The following is a 15,266-nucleotide window of genomic DNA, read 5'->3' as shown; positions in this document are numbered from 1 at the left end:
ATTCCTCAGAAACCCAGGCTCAGGTGTTCGGCGATCGGCCCCAGGGCCAAGGTCGGCAGGAAGGTCAGGCCACCGACCAGCAGGATGGTCACCAGCAGCAGCGTGGTGAACAGCGGGCCGTGGGTGGGGAAGCTGTTCAGCCCCTGCGGTGCGCTCTTCTTCGCCGCCAGGCTGCCGGCCAGGGCCAGCACCGGCAGGATGTAGCCGAAGCGGCCGATCAGCATGGCCAGGGCGATCATCACGTTGTGGTAGGGGGTGTTGGCGCCGAAGCCGGCGAAGGCCGAGCCGTTGTTGGCGGTGCCGGAGGTGTAGGCATACAGCAACTGGCTAAAGCCGTGGGCACCGGGGTTGCTCACCGCGCCGGCCGGGCCTGGCAGGCTGGCGGCGATGGCGCCGAGCACCAGCACGCCGACCGGCATCACCAGCAGGGTCGCCACCAGCAGTTGCACTTCACGGGCCTGCAGCTTCTTGCCCAGGTACTCCGGGGTGCGGCCGTTCATCAGGCCAGCCAGGAACACCGCGATCAGCACGAATAGCAGCATGCCGTACAGGCCTGCGCCGACGCCGCCGAAGATCACCTCGCCGACCATCATGTTGACCATCGCCACCATGCCGGTCAGCGGGTTGAGGCTGTCGTGCATGGCGTTGACCGAGCCGTTGGAGGCGGCGGTGGTGGTGACCGTCCACAGCACCGAGCCGGTGGTGCCGAAGCGGCTCTCCTTGCCTTCCAGCGGCGCGCTCTGTTGCACCTGGGCACTCTCCAGGGCCGGGTTGGGCTGATGCTCCGACCACAGCGCGGTGCTGCCGCCAATCAGGAACAGCGCCAGCATGCAGGCGATGATCGCGCGGCTCTGGCGCAGGTCCTTGACGTAGTGGCCGAAGGTGAACACCAGCGCCACCGGGATCAGGATGATCGAGGCCACCTCGAACAGGTTGCTCCAGGCCGTGGGGTTCTCGAACGGGTGCGCCGAGTTGACGCCGAAGAAGCCGCCGCCGTTGGTGCCCAGCTGCTTGATGGCGATCTGGCTGGCGGCCGGGCCGAGCGGGATGGTCTGGTCGGCCCCCTGCAAGGTGACGGCGTGGGCGTAGTCGGCGAAGGTCTGCGGCACGCCCTGCCACACCAGCAGCAGCGCCAGCACGAGGCACAGCGGCAGCAGGCCGTAGAGGGTGGCGCGGGTCAGGTCGACCCAGAAGTTGCCCAGCGTGGTGGTCGAGCGGCGGGCGATACCACGGCACAGGGCGACCAGCACGGCCAGGCCGGTGGCGGCGCTGACGAAGTTCTGCACGGTCAGGCCGAGCATCTGGCTCAGGTAGCTGACCGAGGCCTCACCGCTGTAGGACTGCCAGTTGGTGTTGGTCATGAAGCTGACCGCTGTGTTGAACGCCAATGACCACTCCTGGCCCGGCAGGTGCTGCGGGTTGAGCGGCAGGCTGCCTTGCAGCAGCAGGACGGCGAACAGCAGCCCGAAGCCGGCCAGGTTGAAGGCCAGCAGGGCCAGGGTGTACTGCTTCCAGTTGTGCTCTTGCCCGGCGTTGACCCCAGCCAGGCGATAGCAGCCCCGCTCCACCGGGCCGAGCACCGGCGTCAGCCAGGTGCGCTGGCCTTCCATCACTTTGAAGTAGAAACGCCCAAGCCAGGGTGCCGGTAGCAGCACGATGGCGAAGAACGCCAGCAATAGCAGGTAATCGTAACTGTGCATGGCCGCCCCTTAGCTGCGATCGGCGCGCAGCAGCGCCACCAGCAGGTAAACCGCCAACGCCACTGCCAACAGCAGTGACAGCCCATCGAGCATGTACATGAGCCCATCTCCCTTGATGCGGCATGAGGGCCGCTTTGGGGAAATTGTCCTAGGGAGGGGCGTAAAGGGGCGAGATGGGGGGTGGGGTCAGGGCATAAAGAAGGCGTAAAGATCAACTGACCATCGCGGGGGGGGGGGGGGGGGGGGGGGAGCCCAAAAAAGATGGGGGGGGGGGGGGTTTGGGGAGGGACGATCCCACGCATCCAAGGGATTGGGTGGGAGCGGGCTTGCCCCGCGATGGGCGTTAGTTCTGCGCAGAGTGGCGGCTCCAGTCCAGCAGCAGGCTGTACCCCACCGCCAACAGGGTCGGCCCGATGAACAAGCCGATAAAGCCAAAGGCGAGCAAACCGCCGAACACCCCGAGCAGCACGATCACCAATGGCAGGTTGCCGCCGCGGCTGATCAGGTAGGGTTTGAGCACGTTGTCCACGCCGCTGATGACGAAGGTGCCCCACACCCCGAGGAACACCGCCATGCCGTAATCGCCCTTCGACACCAGCCAGGCGGTGGCGGGGATCCACGCCAGCGGCGGGCCCATGGGGATCAGGCTGAGCATGAAGGTCACCAGGCCCAGCACCACTGCCCCCGGCACGCCGGCAATCAGGAAACCGATCAGTGCCAGCAGGGCTTGCGCCGCAGCGGTGCCGATCACCCCGTTGACCACCCGTTGCACGGTACCGGCCACCAGTTCGACGTAGTACTCGGCGCGCTCGCCTACCAGCCGTTGCAGCAGGCGGAGCACGAACGCCGCCAGGCGCGGCCCGTCGCGGTAGAAGAAGAACACGAACACCAGACTCAGGGTCAGCTCCAGCACCCCGCTGCCGATCTGCGCGCTGCGCGCCAGCAACCAGTTGCCGACCTGGCCGAGGTAAGGTTTGGCCGACGCCAGCAGCGCCGCACCTTGCTGGTCGAACGATTCCCACCAGCCGACCAGGCGCGCACCCACCAACGGAATACCCGCCACCCAGGCGGGCGCATCGGGCAGGCCTTCGACCTGCACGTCGCGCACAAAGGCGGTGGCATCGCGGATATGGTCGGCCAGGTTGAAGCCCAGCCACACCAGCGGCAAGGCCACGATCAGGATCCAGGCCGTGGTCAGCAAGCTGGCGGCCAGGGTTTCCCGCCCGCCCAGCACACGCGTGAGCAAACGCATCAACGGCCAGCTGGCGAAGGCCAGGATGGCGCCCCACAGCAGTGCCGAGATGAACGGCGCCATCACCCAGAGTGCAGCGCCGAGCAGCGCCAGCAGCAGGATCTGCACCAGCAGGCGGTCGGTGTTGGGCATGGGGCGCTCACTCAACGGATCAGCTCCAGGTGCAGGCCATCGGTGGGCGCATCGCCGACTTCGAGCCGGCCGTTGCGCACGCCGGCCTTGGTCAACTGCTCGCGCCAGGCCTCGGCGCCCTTGCCACTGAGGCTGGCGCGCAGGGTGCTGTCAAGGTTCAGGCTGCGCGCCAGCAGCGCCACCCAAGTGGCCTGGGGCTCGGCCAGGTCGGGGTAGTCGAGCTTGCCGGTGTCGCGCAGTTCGCGCAGGACTGTGGCGGCCGTGGGCAGGATTTCTCCCAACGGGCTGCCGGCGACGAACTCTTCCACATGCAGGTAGGCGCGACGGTTGCCTCGGGTGACGCTGTACAGCGCGACCAGGGTGTCGGCCTCCTCGGCCGAGCGACGCAACAGGATGAACGCCTGCTGCTCGTCGCCGCCATTGAGGCGGGCGTTGGCGAACACGTCGTTGGCCCACAGGCTGGCTTCGCCGCAGTCGCGGCCCTGGCACCAGAACAACGGGTAACCGCCGTCTTTTTGCAGGGCTTCTCGGGCGCTGGTGAACGCCTCGCGGGCGCTGCGCTCCAACGGCAGTTCGTAGGTGACCGAGCTGACCTGGCCACGGCTTTCGACCTTGTCATCGACCCGCAGGCGACCACTGATCTTGCGCAGCGGCCCCATTGGGTAGACCCGCTCCTGCTCCACCGCGGGGCGTTGATCGACCACTTTGGCGTCAACCGGAACGGGCAGCTCACCGGCCCACAGCCAGGGGCTGGCGAAGGCGAGGCAGGCAGCGATGGCGCTGCGGGCGTAAACGGGTACGCTCATCGGCAGCCCTCGTGGCCGCGGGTTTGGAATACGTGAGTGTCTGGCATGTACATGGTTGTCTCCCTTTCAACCCGCCAAGCCTCGACACTTGCCCGGTGCAAGTCAAGGAATGCCAAAGAAGCGATTGAAACAGTCTGCAACAAGGGCCGCACCCTGCTCATCGTTCAAGTGCAGGTGATGGCCACCCGGCAGCGTGATCTGCTCGAAGGGTAGCTGCTCCAGCAGCTCCGTGTGGCGCGCCAGCATGCCGTCGGCCGCCACCACCAGGCAGGCCGGGCAGGCCACGCGCTTGACGAAGGCCATGGCCTGGGCCTGGTTCAGGCGGGTGGGCGACGGCAACGTCAGGCGGCTGTCGCTGCGCCAGCTGTAACCGCCGGGTACCGGCATCAGGCCGCGCTGGGCCAGCAGTTCGGCCGCTTCACGGCTTACCGCGACCATGCCTTTCATGCGCGCCTCGACCCCCTCCTCCAAAGTTGCGTAGACCGTCTTGCGCTTGCCGTCCAGGCGCAGTTGGGCCTGCAGCGCCATCCCCAGGCGCTCGGCGGCATCCTGTTCGGTCACGGTGGGCGGGATCACCCCGTCGATCAGCGCCAGGTGGCTGACCCGCTCGGGCAAGGCGCCGGCCAGTTGCACCGAAATGATCGCCCCCAGCGAATGGCCGAGCAGGCCGAAGCGCTGCCAGCCCAGTTGCTCGGCGACCCGCAGCACGTCGTGGGCGTAATCGGCCAGGGCGTAACCAGCCCCGACCGGGCGGTGCTGCGAATAGCCGTGCCCGGCCAGGTCGAGTGCGACGATACGCAGCCCTTCGAGCTGGGGCGCCAGGCGGGCGAAGCTGTTGGCGTTATCCAGCCAGCCGTGCAAGGCGATCACCGGCAGGCCGTCGTCGGGGCCGAACAGGTGGGCGGCCAGTTCGATATGGCCCAGGGTCAGGCGAACTTCTTCAACCTGGGCGCTCATGCCTGGCCCCAGCGGTCGAACAGGCCTTTGATCAGGCTGGCGGTGTCGAGGGGGCGCTCCAGCGGGAACATGTGCCCGCCCGGCAAGCTGTGATATTCGCCCCGGGCCATGCCCCGCACGCCCAGCGCATGGTGCCGGCGGATCACCCGGCTCTGGGCGCCGCGCACCACGGCCAGCGGCACTTGCAACTGGCGCGGTGGCAGCGGGCTGGCATGGGGGATGCTGCGGTAGATGCTGATCTCGGTGGCCGGGTCGAAACGCAGGCGCAGGCCGTCTTGCGCGCGCTCCAGACCATGCTCCAGATAGGCCTCCAGGCATTCCGGGTCGAAGTGGCGGAACAGGCTCTTGCCGGCGAAGTAACTGCGCGCGCTGTCGCGGTCACTGAATGCCTCACGCCGGCCCAGGGTGCGCCCGGCCGGGGTGATGCGGTCGATGAAGCCCAGGCGCTTGGCTGCCTGGATCAGCCATTCATCGACCCGGGTCAGCACCGGCGAGTCGAGCATCACCACGCCACGGTAGAGTTCCGGGCGGCGCAGCGCCGCGTGCAGGTGCAGCACACCGCCCAGCGAATGGCCGACACCCCACACCGGGGCGTCCTGCTGTTCGAGGTGATGCAGCAGCTCGTCCACCAGGCTTTGCCAGTTGTCGTTCACCGGGAAGCGCGGGTCGTGGGCATGCTGGGCCAGGTGGCACACCTGGTAATCCGGCGCCAGGGCGGCGAACAGCTTGCCGTAGGTGGCCGAGGGGAAGCCATTGGCGTGGGCGAAGAAGATCTGCTGCGACATGGCCGCCTGCTCTGCACGGGGAAGGATGGCCCATTGTCGGCAAGCCGGTGGGTGGCGGCAACGTCCGGAAAGGTCATCGCCAAGGGCGATCAGGTCATTCAGAACTCGCCGAAGCTGGCCATTGAGCGCCGCAGGCAGGCCTGCATGTAGGCCAGCTGATACTCCAGCGCCTCACGGGCCAGGTGTTTGTCCTGCTGTTCCAGGCCAAGCCTGCGCAAGGCCAGGCAGCTGGTTTGCAACAGATGGGCCATGCGCATGCTGGCTTCCTGCAGGCGCCGCAGATCTTCTTCGCCGTCGAACAGCGTGGCGGGAGCCAGGCCTTGCCCGGCACGGACCTTGTTCATCAACTGGTAGAGCTTGGCGTCTGCCGACTCTCGCAACATGCTGTACTCGGCAAATTCCAGCACGTCATCCTTCTGCACTTTTTCCAGCGTTGGTTGCAGGTCAACCGAACCTACCAACGCCAGCCTCCGGCTGTTCATTCGACACTCCCTGGGCCTGCCGCACATTCACTTGCTGTTGCCGACGCTAGCAAGCGCCTCGGCGGCGCGACAACTGGCAAAAATACCAGTTGCCGCCTTCACGCCGAATGATGAAGGCCGCGCAGGGTCATCAATCCGGCCAGCGGCCAGTCGCCTTCCAGCGTGGCCAGGCTGGCGGTGCTCAAGGGCGCCGGTTGCTGAGCATGGCCATGCTCCAGCATGCCCACCAGCGAACCCACCAGTGGCTGGTGGCTGACCAGCAGCACATGCTCCAGCCCCAGGCGCTCGAGTTCGCCGATCACCTGTTGCACATTGCTCTCGGGGGTCAGCCAGGGCACGGTGCGCACGGGCTCAGCGAAGCCCAGGGCATCGTGCACCAGCGCTGCGGTTTGCTGGGCGCGCACGTAAGGGCTGGCGATGATCGCCTGCAGCGGCTGGCCCAGCAGGTGCGCGGCACTGCGCAGCACCTGCTCGCGGCCGTGGGCGGTGAGGCGCCGTTCGGCGTCGGTGTTGGCGCGCGGCTCCGCCTCGCCGTGGCGCAGCACCCACAGCCTCACAGCTTGGGCTCCTCGTCACGCACCGGGTGCGGGGCCGGGGCCACGGCATGGGCGGCCTCGCCCTCAGGGGTGCGGGGTGTAGGCCAGTCGGCGAACGGCCAGGGTTTCTGGTCGCTGTGGAAGCTGCCGAAGCGGCCGATCTGTGCCAGGTACTGGCTGAGGCTGTCGCCAAAGTTCATCAGGCTGGCGCTGGGCGCGCCGTAGATCAGCCGGTAGATCAGCTGCACCAGGACCAGGCCGCCCAGCAACAGCTCGGCGAGCTGCCAGACCACCAGGAACACCAGCATCCACAGCACCCGCAGGATGATCGACTCGCGCGCGGCGCTTTGCGGGGTATCGTTCATGTGTCGCTCCTTCGTTCAGTTGAAACCGCTGGTGGAAATGAAATCGATGTCGGTCTTGGGCTCGGCGCGCATCAGGTGCTCGATCACCTGGTTGAGGGTGCGGCCTTCGAACAGGATCGCATGCAGGCCGGCCACCAGGGGCATGTACACCTGCACTTCCTGGGCCTTGGCCTTGAGCACCTTGATGGTGTTGACCCCTTCGGCCACCTCGCCCAGGCGGCTGACTGCCTGCTCCAGGGTCAGGCCCTGGCCCAGGGCGTGGCCGACCTGGTAGTTGCGGCTCTTGGGCGAGGAGCAGGTGACGATCAGGTCGCCGACCCCGGCCAGGCCAAGGAAGGTCATGGGGTTGGCACCCTGGCTCACGGCGAAACGGGTCATCTCGGCCAGGGCGCGGGTGATCAGCATGCTCTTGGTGTTCTCGCCCATGCCCAGTGCCACCGCCATGCCGGCGATGATCGCGTAGACGTTCTTCAGGGCGCCGCCCAGCTCGACGCCGAAGCGGTCGTTGCTGGCATAGACGCGGAAGGTGCGGCCGTGCAGCACGGCCTGCACCTGCTGGCACAGCGCTTCATCTTCGCTGGCGACCACGGTGGCGGTCAGCGCGTGCTCGGCGATCTCGCGGGCAAGGTTCGGCCCCGACAGCACGCCGATGCGCGCCTGGGGGGCGATCTCTTCGAGGATCTGGCTCATCAGCTTGAAGCTCTGCGCTTCGATGCCCTTGGTCAGGCTGACCAGGCCTTTGCCACGCAGCAGCTCTGCGTGGGGCGCCAGCACGCTGCGCAGGGCGCTCGACGGCAGCGCGACGAAGATCAGGTCGCTGGCCTGCAAGGTGGCGAGCAGGTCGTTGACCGGTTCGACGCCGTCATGCAGGCGAATGCCCTTGAGGTAACGCGGATTCTCGCGGTTGACGCGCATCGCCTCGGCCTGCGCCGGGTCGCGCATCCATTGGCGCACCGGGTGGCCGTTTTCCGCCAGCAGGTTTGCCACGGCGGTGCCGAAGCTGCCACCGCCAAGAACTGCAACAGGTTGCTGTTCAGTCATATCCAATCCGTTAACCCATAAAATAAGTGGCGACTGGCGCATTATACGGCCCGCATGCGACAGAACCAGTGGCGCATCGCGGGGCAAGCCCGCTCCCGCGGTTCAGTAGCCTGGCATGCGGCAACTTGCCAACCGCAGATCACTGGCAAAAGCCACACGGTCAGTTAACATGCCTGATTCATTTCTGAAACAAGGCCGTACCGTGTTCCCTGGCACGCCCCCTTACCCGCGCCTGCTGATACTGACCGCCCTGCTCGGCGGCCCGGCCATGGCCGATGATCTGTTCACCGACAGCCAGGACCTGCCCCAGGTTCTGACCGCCACACGCCTGAAACAATCCCCGGCCGCGGTGCCGGGCAGCATGACCGTGCTCGACAGCGAGCTGATCCACGCCAGCGGCGCCCGGGACATCCCCGAGCTGCTGCGCCTGGTGCCGGGCATGATGATCGGCTATGGCGCCGGCAACCAGCCAACGGTCAACTACCACGGCAGCAACGTCAACGATGCCCGGCGCATGCAGGTGCTGATCGACGGCCGTTCGGTGTACCGCGCGGGCCTGGCCACGGTGGACTGGAGCGACATCCCGGTGGCCATCGAGGATATCGAGCGGATCGAAGTGTTCCGCGGCCCCAACACCGTCAGCTATGGCGCCAACGCGCTGATGGCGGTGGTCAACATCCTCACCCGCAACCCCGCCGACAGCCACGGCACGCGGCTGAAGCTGACCCGTGGCCAGGACGGCATCAACGACTATTACGCCAGCCAGGGCATCGGCTGGGACGGCGGCGACCTGCGCCTGTCGCTGTCGGGCCAGCAGGACGACGGCTTCGACAAGGACCAGTTCGGCCGCGACTACCGCGACAGCCGCCGGCTCAACCGCATCAATATCAATGCCAGCCACAGCCTGGCGCCGGACCAGACCCTGGAATGGCAACTGGCGGCCAAGGAAGGCAGCAACCAGCGGCCCTATACCTACCAGCCAGTATTCGGCAGCTACGCCGCGGGCAACGATGCCGACGTCAACGCCAAGGACTATGCCGGTTCGTTGCGCTGGAACATCGACTTCAATCCCGATCACAGCCTGTATGTGCAGGGTTCGGCGCAGCACTTCGACCGTCAGCAGGTGTGGCGCGCCTGCGATGCCTCCATTGCCTTCAGCCCGGAGCTGACCCGGCTGTGGCAACTCAATCCGAACTTTGCCGAAGGTGTTGCACGCAATCTCTTTACCGGCAACCTGCCGACCACCAGCGATCCGCTGCTCACCTCGCTCACACAGCAAGTGCAGGATCAATGGAATGCCGGCGGGCGCAACACGGTGTGCGGCGATGTCGACCAGAGCACCCGTGAAACGCGCTACGACCTGGAGATCCAGGACACCTTGAGCCTGAACGAGAGCCTCCGTCTGGTCACGGGCATGAACTACCGCTACGACCGCGCAGACTCGCAGACCTACTTCAACGGCAGCCTCGACGACCAGACCTGGCGCCTGTTCGGCCAGCTGGAATGGCGTGCCGACGAACACTGGGTCATCCAGGGCGGGGCGATGTACGAAAATACCCAGCTGTCCGGCAACTCGTTGACCCCGCGCGTGGCGGTGAACTACCTGATCACGCCACGCCACGGATTGCGCGCGGTGTACTCCGAAGCGGTGCGCTCGCCCGACATGTTCGAGAACAACGTCAACTGGAGCTACACGGTCAAGGGCCTGTCCCCCAACCGTTACGGCCTGCAGGACGGCGAGTACTTCGTCAAGACCCGCGGCCCGGGCAACCTCGACCAGGAGCGCATGCGCTCGCGCGAGCTGGGCTACAACGGCTACTTCAGCGACATCGACCTGAGCATGGACGTGAAGTTGTTCTACGACGAGATCACCGGGATGATCAGCGAGCCCCTGAAGAACAACCAGTACATCGCCAGCAACGCCAACAAGGCGCGCTTCACCGGCAGCGAGGCGCAGTTCGACTGGCGCGCCACCCAGCGCGACCGCCTGCGCATCACCTACGCCTATGTCGACGCCTGGGCCAGCAACCCCGCCGACCGGCGCCTGAGCGCCCGCAACAGCGGCTCGGCCGGCTGGCTGCGCGAGTGGGGCCTGGGCTGGTCGAGCGCCCTCTTCTATTACGGTGACGATGCGCTCAACCAGTACCGCTACGAGCGCGTCGACCTGCGCGTGGCCAAACGCTTCAAGGTGCAGGGCAGCGACCTGGAGCTGGCGGCCCTGTGGCAGCAGCGCCTGGATGACGAACCGACTACTGCCGTGCAGAACCGCTACGACAGCCGCCACCGCCTGAGCGTGAGCGCGGAGCTGGCGTTCTGATGGTCGTGCTGCTGCGCTTGCTGCTGCTGTGCATCCTGCCACTGGGTTCGCTGTCGGCCAGCGAAATCCTGTTGGTGGGTGCCGACGACCAGCCGGGCATCCGCAGCTTCGTCGCTGCCCTGGCGCAGCGCCGCCCGCACGACCATGTGCATTTCCAGACCGTGAGCGAACTGCCGCGCCCGGAACAGCTGAAAAGCGATACGCGCCTGGTGTTGCTGGACGGCCCGGCGCTGGAGTGGCGCCTGGGCGAAACCGCCGGCCCGCCGGCGCTGGCCCTGAGGGTCAGCCGGGTGCAGGCCGAGCAACGCTTGGGAAAGTCGCGGCCGGCGTTCCTCAGCCTGCTGTGGAGTGACCCGCCGCTGGCCCGGCAATTGCGCCTGGCCCGCTACCTGTTGCCGCAGGCGCGGCGCATTGGCGTGCTGTACGGTGAGCACAGCCGCTTCCTGCTCGATGAGCTGCGCCAGGCCGCCCAGCCCATGGGGCTGGAGATCGTCGCAGAGGGCTGGCCCGACTTGCGCGACAGCCGCCCGCTGCAGAACCTGCTGGCCAACAGCGATGTGCTGCTGGGGCTCGACGACCCCGAGCTGTACAACTCCAAATCGGCCAAGAACGTGCTGCTCAGCAGTTACGGCCGGCAGATGGCGCTGATCGGGCCGAACGTCGGCTTCGTCCGTGCCGGTGCCCTGGCCAGCACCTACAGCGACCAGGACGACTGGCTGGAAGTGCTCGACCAACTGCTCGAGCAACCTCCGGCACGCTGGCCACGCAGCCTTTACCCCACGCATTTCGCCGTCAGTGGCAACCAGCAGGTGGCGCGCGCCCTGGGCCTGGAAGCCATCGATCAGGACGCCGCCGCATTGGCGTTGGCCGCAGGAGAACCCACCCCATGAGCAAACGCCTGAGCTGGGACATCCACACCCGCACGCAGATGATCAGCCTTGGCCCTGCCCTGCTGCTGACCTTGCTGCTGATCAGCTTCTTCACCTTCGTGCGTATCCAGGACTTGCGCCAGGAGCTCAACCACACCGGCCAATTGATCGCCAACCAGCTGGCGCCGGCCTCCGAGTACGGCGTGATCTCCGGCAACAATGAAGTGCTCGAAAGCCTGATGCGCGCGACCCTGAGCATTCCTCACGTACGCTTCCTCGAGGTGCAGGACAGCCGCAACCACATCCTGGTGTACGTCGAACAACCGGACGAAAGCCTCAGCCGGGCGCAACGGGTGGAAGTGTTCCAGGCGCCGATCCGCCTGCAGCAGATCCGCCTGGACAACGACTTCCTGCAGGGCAAGCCGCAGTTGCCGAGCATCGGCGACGACTACCTGGGGCGGGTGATCGTGGGCATGTCCGACGACGCCTTCAGCCAGCGCCAGCAGGAGATCGTGATCAAGGCCGGCATCCTCGCCCTGTTCGCGCTGCTGTTCACCTTCCTGCTGGCCCGGCGCCTGGCCATGAGCCTGTCCAAGCCGATCAGCGACATGGGCCATGCGGTCAAGGCCATCCAGCAAGGTGATTTCGATGCCCCGTTGCCGGTGGTCGATGACAGCGAACTGGGCCACCTGGCGCGGCACATCAACAACCTGGCCAGCGCCCTGGACCAGGCCGCCCATGAACAGCAGCAGGCCATGAGCCAGCTGATCCAGGCCCGCGAAGAGGCCGAGCAGGCCAACCGTGCCAAGTCGGACTTCCTGGCCATGATGAGCCATGAACTGCGCACCCCCATGAACGGTGTGCTGGGCATGCTGCAACTGCTGGAGACCACCCGGTTGACCAGCGAGCAGGCCGAATACGCCGCAGTGGCCAGCGAGTCCACCGGGCACCTGCTCAAGGTGATCAACGACATCCTCGATTTCTCGCGGATCGAACGCACCACGCTGCAGCTGGAGCACATCGACTTCAACCTTGGCGAGCTGGTCGCCAGCAGTGTCCAGTCGTTCCAGCACAGCGCCCAGCAGCGCGGCCTGGCGCTGCACCTGCAGTTGCCGCCGGGCATGGAGCTGTTGCAGGTGGTCGGCGATCCGACCCGGATCCGCCAGGTCCTGCTCAACCTGATCGGCAATGCGCTGAAGTTCACCGAACGCGGCGAGGTGGCGGTAGAGGCGAGCTGGCAGGTGCTCGATCAGCAGATGATCTGGCTGACCTGCACCGTGCGCGACACGGGGATAGGTATCGACAGCAACCGCCTGGAAATGATGTTCGTCGCCTTCCAGCAGGCCGACAGCTCGATTTCCCGGCGCTACGGCGGTACCGGGCTGGGCCTGTCGATCGCCCGCACCCTGGCCGAACGCATGGGTGGCCATCTGCGTGGCGAAAGCCGCGAAGGGTCGGGCTCGACCTTCACCCTGGAGATGCCGCTGGCCCTGGCCAACGCGCCCGCGGCCCTGCCTGCGGGCGCGACGGCGGCCGGTGCGCTGGCTGGCAATGGCGAGCGGATCCTGCTGGTGGAGGACAATCCGGTCAACCAGAGCGTCATCGAAGCCATGCTGCGCAGCCTCGGCTTCGAGGTCAGCCTGGCGATGGATGGCGCCCAGGCGGTCGACCTGGTGCAACAGCAACGCTTCGCCGCCGTGCTGATGGACTGCCGCCTGCCGCAGGTGGACGGCTTCGAGGCCACCCGGCGCATCCGCCAGCTGGCGCAGGGCGACGGGCTGCCGATCATCGCCCTCACCGCCAGTGTGCTGGAGGGGGACCGCGAGCGTTGCCTGGCCGCCGGCATGAACGATTACCTGAGCAAGCCGTTCAAACGCACCGAGCTGCAGCGCATCCTGCACCGCTGGTTACCCGCTCGGACAGCTGCGACTGGCGATAAATGCTAAAGTGCGGCAGTCTTAAAGACTGGACAGGACCTTCGCAGGCCCGGAAAATAACATTTCAGTGCACACCTGTACTTCTTTTGCCAGGTGCGCTGTGACTTTCACCACAACGCAATAGTCTACCTGTAGGCTGCCGCCTCGAACGCACAACGCTTCGGGCCGGCCGGGAAGATTCATCCCCTGCCACAGGGGGTTATTGAGGAGCTCGCATGACCAAACAAAACGCCTTTACCCGGGAAGACCTGCTGCGCTGCAGTCGCGGTGAGCTGTTCGGCCCCGGTAATGCGCAACTGCCCGCCCCGAACATGCTGATGGTCGATCGCATCGCCCATATCAGCGAGGAAGGCGGCAAGTTCGGCAAAGGTGAATTGGTCGCCGAGCTGGATATCAACCCGGACCTGTGGTTCTTCGCCTGCCACTTCGAAGGCGACCCGGTGATGCCAGGCTGCCTGGGCCTCGATGCCATGTGGCAGCTGGTCGGCTTCTTCCTCGGCTGGCAGGGCCTGCCGGGCCGCGGCCGTGCGCTGGGTTCGGGCGAAGTGAAATTCTTCGGCCAGGTACTACCCACCGCCAAGAAAGTCACCTACAACATTCACATCAAGCGCGTCCTGAAGGGCAAGCTGAACATGGCCATCGCCGATGGCTCGGTCAGCGTCGACGGTCGCGAGATCTACACCGCCGAAGGCCTGCGGGTCGGCGTGTTCACCTCCACTGACAATTTCTAAGGGTTATTCGCATGCGCCGCGTCGTTATCACTGGTCTGGGCATCGTTTCGTGCCTGGGCAATGACAAAGCTACCGTCACCGAAAACCTGCGCAACAGCCGTCCGGGCATTCGTTACAACCCGGAATACAAGGAAATGGGGCTGCGTAGCCAGGTTTCCGGCTCCATCGACCTGAACCTCGAAGAGCTGATCGACCGCAAGGTGTATCGCTTCGTTGGCCACGCCGCTGCCTACGCGTACCTGGCGATGCAGGATGCGATCAAGGACGCGGGCCTGACCGAAGAGCAAGTGTCGAACCCGCGCACCGGCCTGGTTGCCGGTTCCGGCGGCGCTTCCACGCTGAACCAGATGGAAGCTCTGGACACCCTGCGCGAGAAAGGCGTCAAGCGCGTTGGCCCATACCGTGTCACCCGCACCATGGGCAGCACCGTGTCGGCGTGCCTGGCCACTCCGTTCAAGATCAAGGGCATCAACTACTCGATCTCGTCGGCCTGCGCCACCTCGGCACACTGCATCGGCACCGCTCTGGAGCAGATCCAGTGGGGCAAGCAGGACATCGTCTTCGCCGGTGGCGGTGAAGAAGAGCACTGGAGCCAGTCGTTCCTGTTCGATGCCATGGGCGCCCTGTCGACCAAGCGCAACGAAACCCCAGAGCTGGCCTCGCGCGCCTACGACGCCGACCGTGATGGCTTCGTCATCGCTGGCGGTGGCGGCATGGTGGTGGTCGAGGAGCTGGAACACGCCCTGGCCCGTGGCGCCAAGATCTACGCCGAAATCGTCGGCTACGGCGCGACCTCGGACGGCTACGACATGGTCGCCCCGAGCGGCGAAGGCGCGATCCGCTGCATGCAGCAGGCGCTGTCCACCGTCGACACCCCGATCGACTACCTGAACACCCACGGCACCTCCACCCCGGTCGGCGACGTTGCCGAGATGAAGGGCGTGCGTGAAGTGTTCAAGGACAAGGCTCCGAAGATCAGCTCGACCAAGAGCCTGTCCGGCCACTCGCTGGGCGCCGCAGGCGTGCACGAGGCGATCTACTGCCTGCTGATGATGGAGAACAACTTCATCGCCGGCTCCGCCAACATCGACGAGCTGGATCCGGAAGTTGCCGACCTGCCGATCGTGCGCAAAACCGAAGACGCCAAGCTCACCACCGTGATGAGCAACAGCTTCGGCTTTGGCGGCACCAACGCCACCCTGGTGCTCAAGCGCTGGGAAGGCAAGTGATCGCTTGATCTGCTGAACGAGAACGCCCCGACCTAGGTCGGGGCGTTTTTGTTTGTGGGCTGTAACGCCCTCATCGCGGGGCAAGCCCGCTCCCACGAACACATCGTGGGAGCGGGCTTGCCCCGCG

The 15,266-nt window shown here is 66.1% G+C and carries 15 protein-coding genes; 5 read left to right on the top strand and 10 right to left on the bottom strand.

The genetic code is table 11. The annotated features are described in order from the left end of the window. Positions 1-5 precede the first annotated feature (5 nt). The 10 genes from kdpA to ACO6VM_RS09895 form a co-directional block, all read right to left on the bottom strand. Positions 6-1,700: a potassium-transporting ATPase subunit KdpA gene (gene kdpA / locus ACO6VM_RS09940; protein WP_422403205.1), complete on the bottom strand. Its 1,695-nt coding sequence runs from the start codon at positions 1,698-1,700 to the stop codon at positions 6-8. A 9-nt stretch (positions 1,701-1,709) separates the two neighbouring features. Beyond that, positions 1,710-1,799 (bottom strand): K(+)-transporting ATPase subunit F, encoded by a 90-nt coding sequence (gene kdpF / locus ACO6VM_RS09935; RefSeq protein WP_033696222.1) that lies wholly within the window; start codon positions 1,797-1,799, stop codon positions 1,710-1,712. Positions 1,800-2,043: 244 nt separating this feature from the next. Continuing rightward, complete coding sequence (locus ACO6VM_RS09930; protein WP_401056218.1) at positions 2,044-3,084, bottom strand: AI-2E family transporter; 1,041 nt, start codon at positions 3,082-3,084, stop codon at positions 2,044-2,046. An 11-nt stretch (positions 3,085-3,095) separates the two neighbouring features. Beyond that, positions 3,096-3,890, bottom strand: coding sequence for a DUF4892 domain-containing protein (locus ACO6VM_RS09925; RefSeq protein WP_422403204.1), 795 nt, complete (start codon positions 3,888-3,890; stop codon positions 3,096-3,098). A 102-nt stretch (positions 3,891-3,992) separates the two neighbouring features. Beyond that, a complete protein-coding gene (locus ACO6VM_RS09920) occupies positions 3,993-4,847 on the bottom strand; it encodes an alpha/beta hydrolase (RefSeq protein WP_125859451.1) in 855 nt (284 codons plus the stop codon). Then, positions 4,844-5,632: an alpha/beta fold hydrolase gene (locus ACO6VM_RS09915; RefSeq protein WP_401056220.1), complete on the bottom strand. Its 789-nt coding sequence runs from the start codon at positions 5,630-5,632 to the stop codon at positions 4,844-4,846. Before ACO6VM_RS09915 ends, ACO6VM_RS09920 begins: the two co-directional genes overlap by 4 nt. Before the next feature lie 98 nt (positions 5,633-5,730). Next, entirely contained in the window at positions 5,731-6,114 is a 384-nt protein-coding gene (locus tag ACO6VM_RS09910) for a hypothetical protein (protein ID WP_125464872.1), read from the bottom strand. A gap of 98 nt (positions 6,115-6,212) precedes the next feature. Further along, on the bottom strand, positions 6,213-6,671 hold the full coding sequence (gene sixA / locus ACO6VM_RS09905; protein WP_401056222.1) for a phosphohistidine phosphatase SixA: 459 nt from the start codon (positions 6,669-6,671) through the stop codon (positions 6,213-6,215). Continuing rightward, positions 6,668-7,015, bottom strand: a complete 348-nt coding sequence (locus ACO6VM_RS09900; RefSeq protein WP_422403203.1) for a DUF4389 domain-containing protein — start codon at positions 7,013-7,015, stop codon at positions 6,668-6,670. The genes sixA and ACO6VM_RS09900 overlap by 4 nt, the downstream gene beginning before the upstream one ends. 15 nt (positions 7,016-7,030) lie before the next feature. Further along, entirely contained in the window at positions 7,031-8,056 is a 1,026-nt protein-coding gene (locus tag ACO6VM_RS09895) for an NAD(P)H-dependent glycerol-3-phosphate dehydrogenase (RefSeq protein WP_401056224.1), read from the bottom strand. 169 nt (positions 8,057-8,225) lie between these two features. Here ACO6VM_RS09895 and ACO6VM_RS09890 point away from each other — a divergent pair, with 169 nt between their 5' ends. The 5 genes from ACO6VM_RS09890 (at position 8,226) to fabB (ending at position 15,139) form a co-directional block, all read left to right on the top strand. Further along, a complete protein-coding gene (locus ACO6VM_RS09890; protein ID WP_422403202.1) occupies positions 8,226-10,373 on the top strand; it encodes a TonB-dependent receptor plug domain-containing protein in 2,148 nt (715 codons plus the stop codon). Continuing rightward, positions 10,373-11,263 (top strand): ABC transporter substrate-binding protein, encoded by an 891-nt coding sequence (locus ACO6VM_RS09885; RefSeq protein ID WP_401056228.1) that lies wholly within the window; start codon positions 10,373-10,375, stop codon positions 11,261-11,263. Before ACO6VM_RS09890 ends, ACO6VM_RS09885 begins: the two co-directional genes overlap by 1 nt. After that, the gene (locus ACO6VM_RS09880) at positions 11,260-13,188 is read left to right on the top strand and encodes a response regulator (RefSeq protein ID WP_422403201.1); all 1,929 of its coding nucleotides are present in this window, start codon (positions 11,260-11,262) and stop codon (positions 13,186-13,188) included. Before ACO6VM_RS09885 ends, ACO6VM_RS09880 begins: the two co-directional genes overlap by 4 nt. A 206-nt stretch (positions 13,189-13,394) precedes the next feature. After that, positions 13,395-13,910, top strand: a complete 516-nt coding sequence (gene fabA, locus ACO6VM_RS09875; RefSeq protein WP_110993977.1) for a 3-hydroxyacyl-[acyl-carrier-protein] dehydratase FabA — start codon at positions 13,395-13,397, stop codon at positions 13,908-13,910. A gap of 11 nt (positions 13,911-13,921) precedes the next feature. Next, positions 13,922-15,139 carry a beta-ketoacyl-ACP synthase I gene (gene fabB, locus ACO6VM_RS09870; RefSeq protein WP_401056231.1) on the top strand — a complete coding sequence of 406 codons (1,218 nt, stop codon included), beginning with the start codon at positions 13,922-13,924 and terminating at the stop codon, positions 15,137-15,139. Positions 15,140-15,266 lie beyond the last annotated feature (127 nt).

It is taken from the genome of Pseudomonas sp. GZD-209 (assembly GCF_049310485.1).
Lineage (GTDB): Bacteria > Pseudomonadota > Gammaproteobacteria > Pseudomonadales > Pseudomonadaceae > Aquipseudomonas > Aquipseudomonas sichuanensis.
This window is presented reverse-complemented; position numbering and strand designations above follow the sequence as displayed.

Bases quoted from the DNA above. Each gene is read 5' to 3' on its own strand.
- kdpA (WP_422403205.1), bottom strand. From the start codon at position 1,700: ATGCACAGTTACGATTACCTGCTATTGCTGGCGTTCTTCGCCATCGTG.
- kdpF (WP_033696222.1), bottom strand. From the start codon at position 1,799: ATGTACATGCTCGATGGGCTGTCACTGCTGTTGGCAGTGGCGTTGGCG.
- ACO6VM_RS09930 (WP_401056218.1), bottom strand. From the start codon at position 3,084: ATGCCCAACACCGACCGCCTGCTGGTGCAGATCCTGCTGCTGGCGCTG.
- ACO6VM_RS09925 (WP_422403204.1), bottom strand. From the start codon at position 3,890: ATGAGCGTACCCGTTTACGCCCGCAGCGCCATCGCTGCCTGCCTCGCC.
- ACO6VM_RS09920 (WP_125859451.1), bottom strand. From the start codon at position 4,847: ATGAGCGCCCAGGTTGAAGAAGTTCGCCTGACCCTGGGCCATATCGAA.
- ACO6VM_RS09915 (WP_401056220.1), bottom strand. From the start codon at position 5,632: ATGTCGCAGCAGATCTTCTTCGCCCACGCCAATGGCTTCCCCTCGGCC.
- ACO6VM_RS09910 (WP_125464872.1), bottom strand. From the start codon at position 6,114: ATGAACAGCCGGAGGCTGGCGTTGGTAGGTTCGGTTGACCTGCAACCA.
- ACO6VM_RS09900 (WP_422403203.1), bottom strand. From the start codon at position 7,015: ATGAACGATACCCCGCAAAGCGCCGCGCGCGAGTCGATCATCCTGCGG.
- ACO6VM_RS09895 (WP_401056224.1), bottom strand. From the start codon at position 8,056: ATGACTGAACAGCAACCTGTTGCAGTTCTTGGCGGTGGCAGCTTCGGC.
- ACO6VM_RS09890 (WP_422403202.1), top strand. From the start codon at position 8,226: ATGCCTGATTCATTTCTGAAACAAGGCCGTACCGTGTTCCCTGGCACG.
- ACO6VM_RS09885 (WP_401056228.1), top strand. From the start codon at position 10,373: ATGGTCGTGCTGCTGCGCTTGCTGCTGCTGTGCATCCTGCCACTGGGT.
- ACO6VM_RS09880 (WP_422403201.1), top strand. From the start codon at position 11,260: ATGAGCAAACGCCTGAGCTGGGACATCCACACCCGCACGCAGATGATC.
- fabA (WP_110993977.1), top strand. From the start codon at position 13,395: ATGACCAAACAAAACGCCTTTACCCGGGAAGACCTGCTGCGCTGCAGT.
- fabB (WP_401056231.1), top strand. From the start codon at position 13,922: ATGCGCCGCGTCGTTATCACTGGTCTGGGCATCGTTTCGTGCCTGGGC.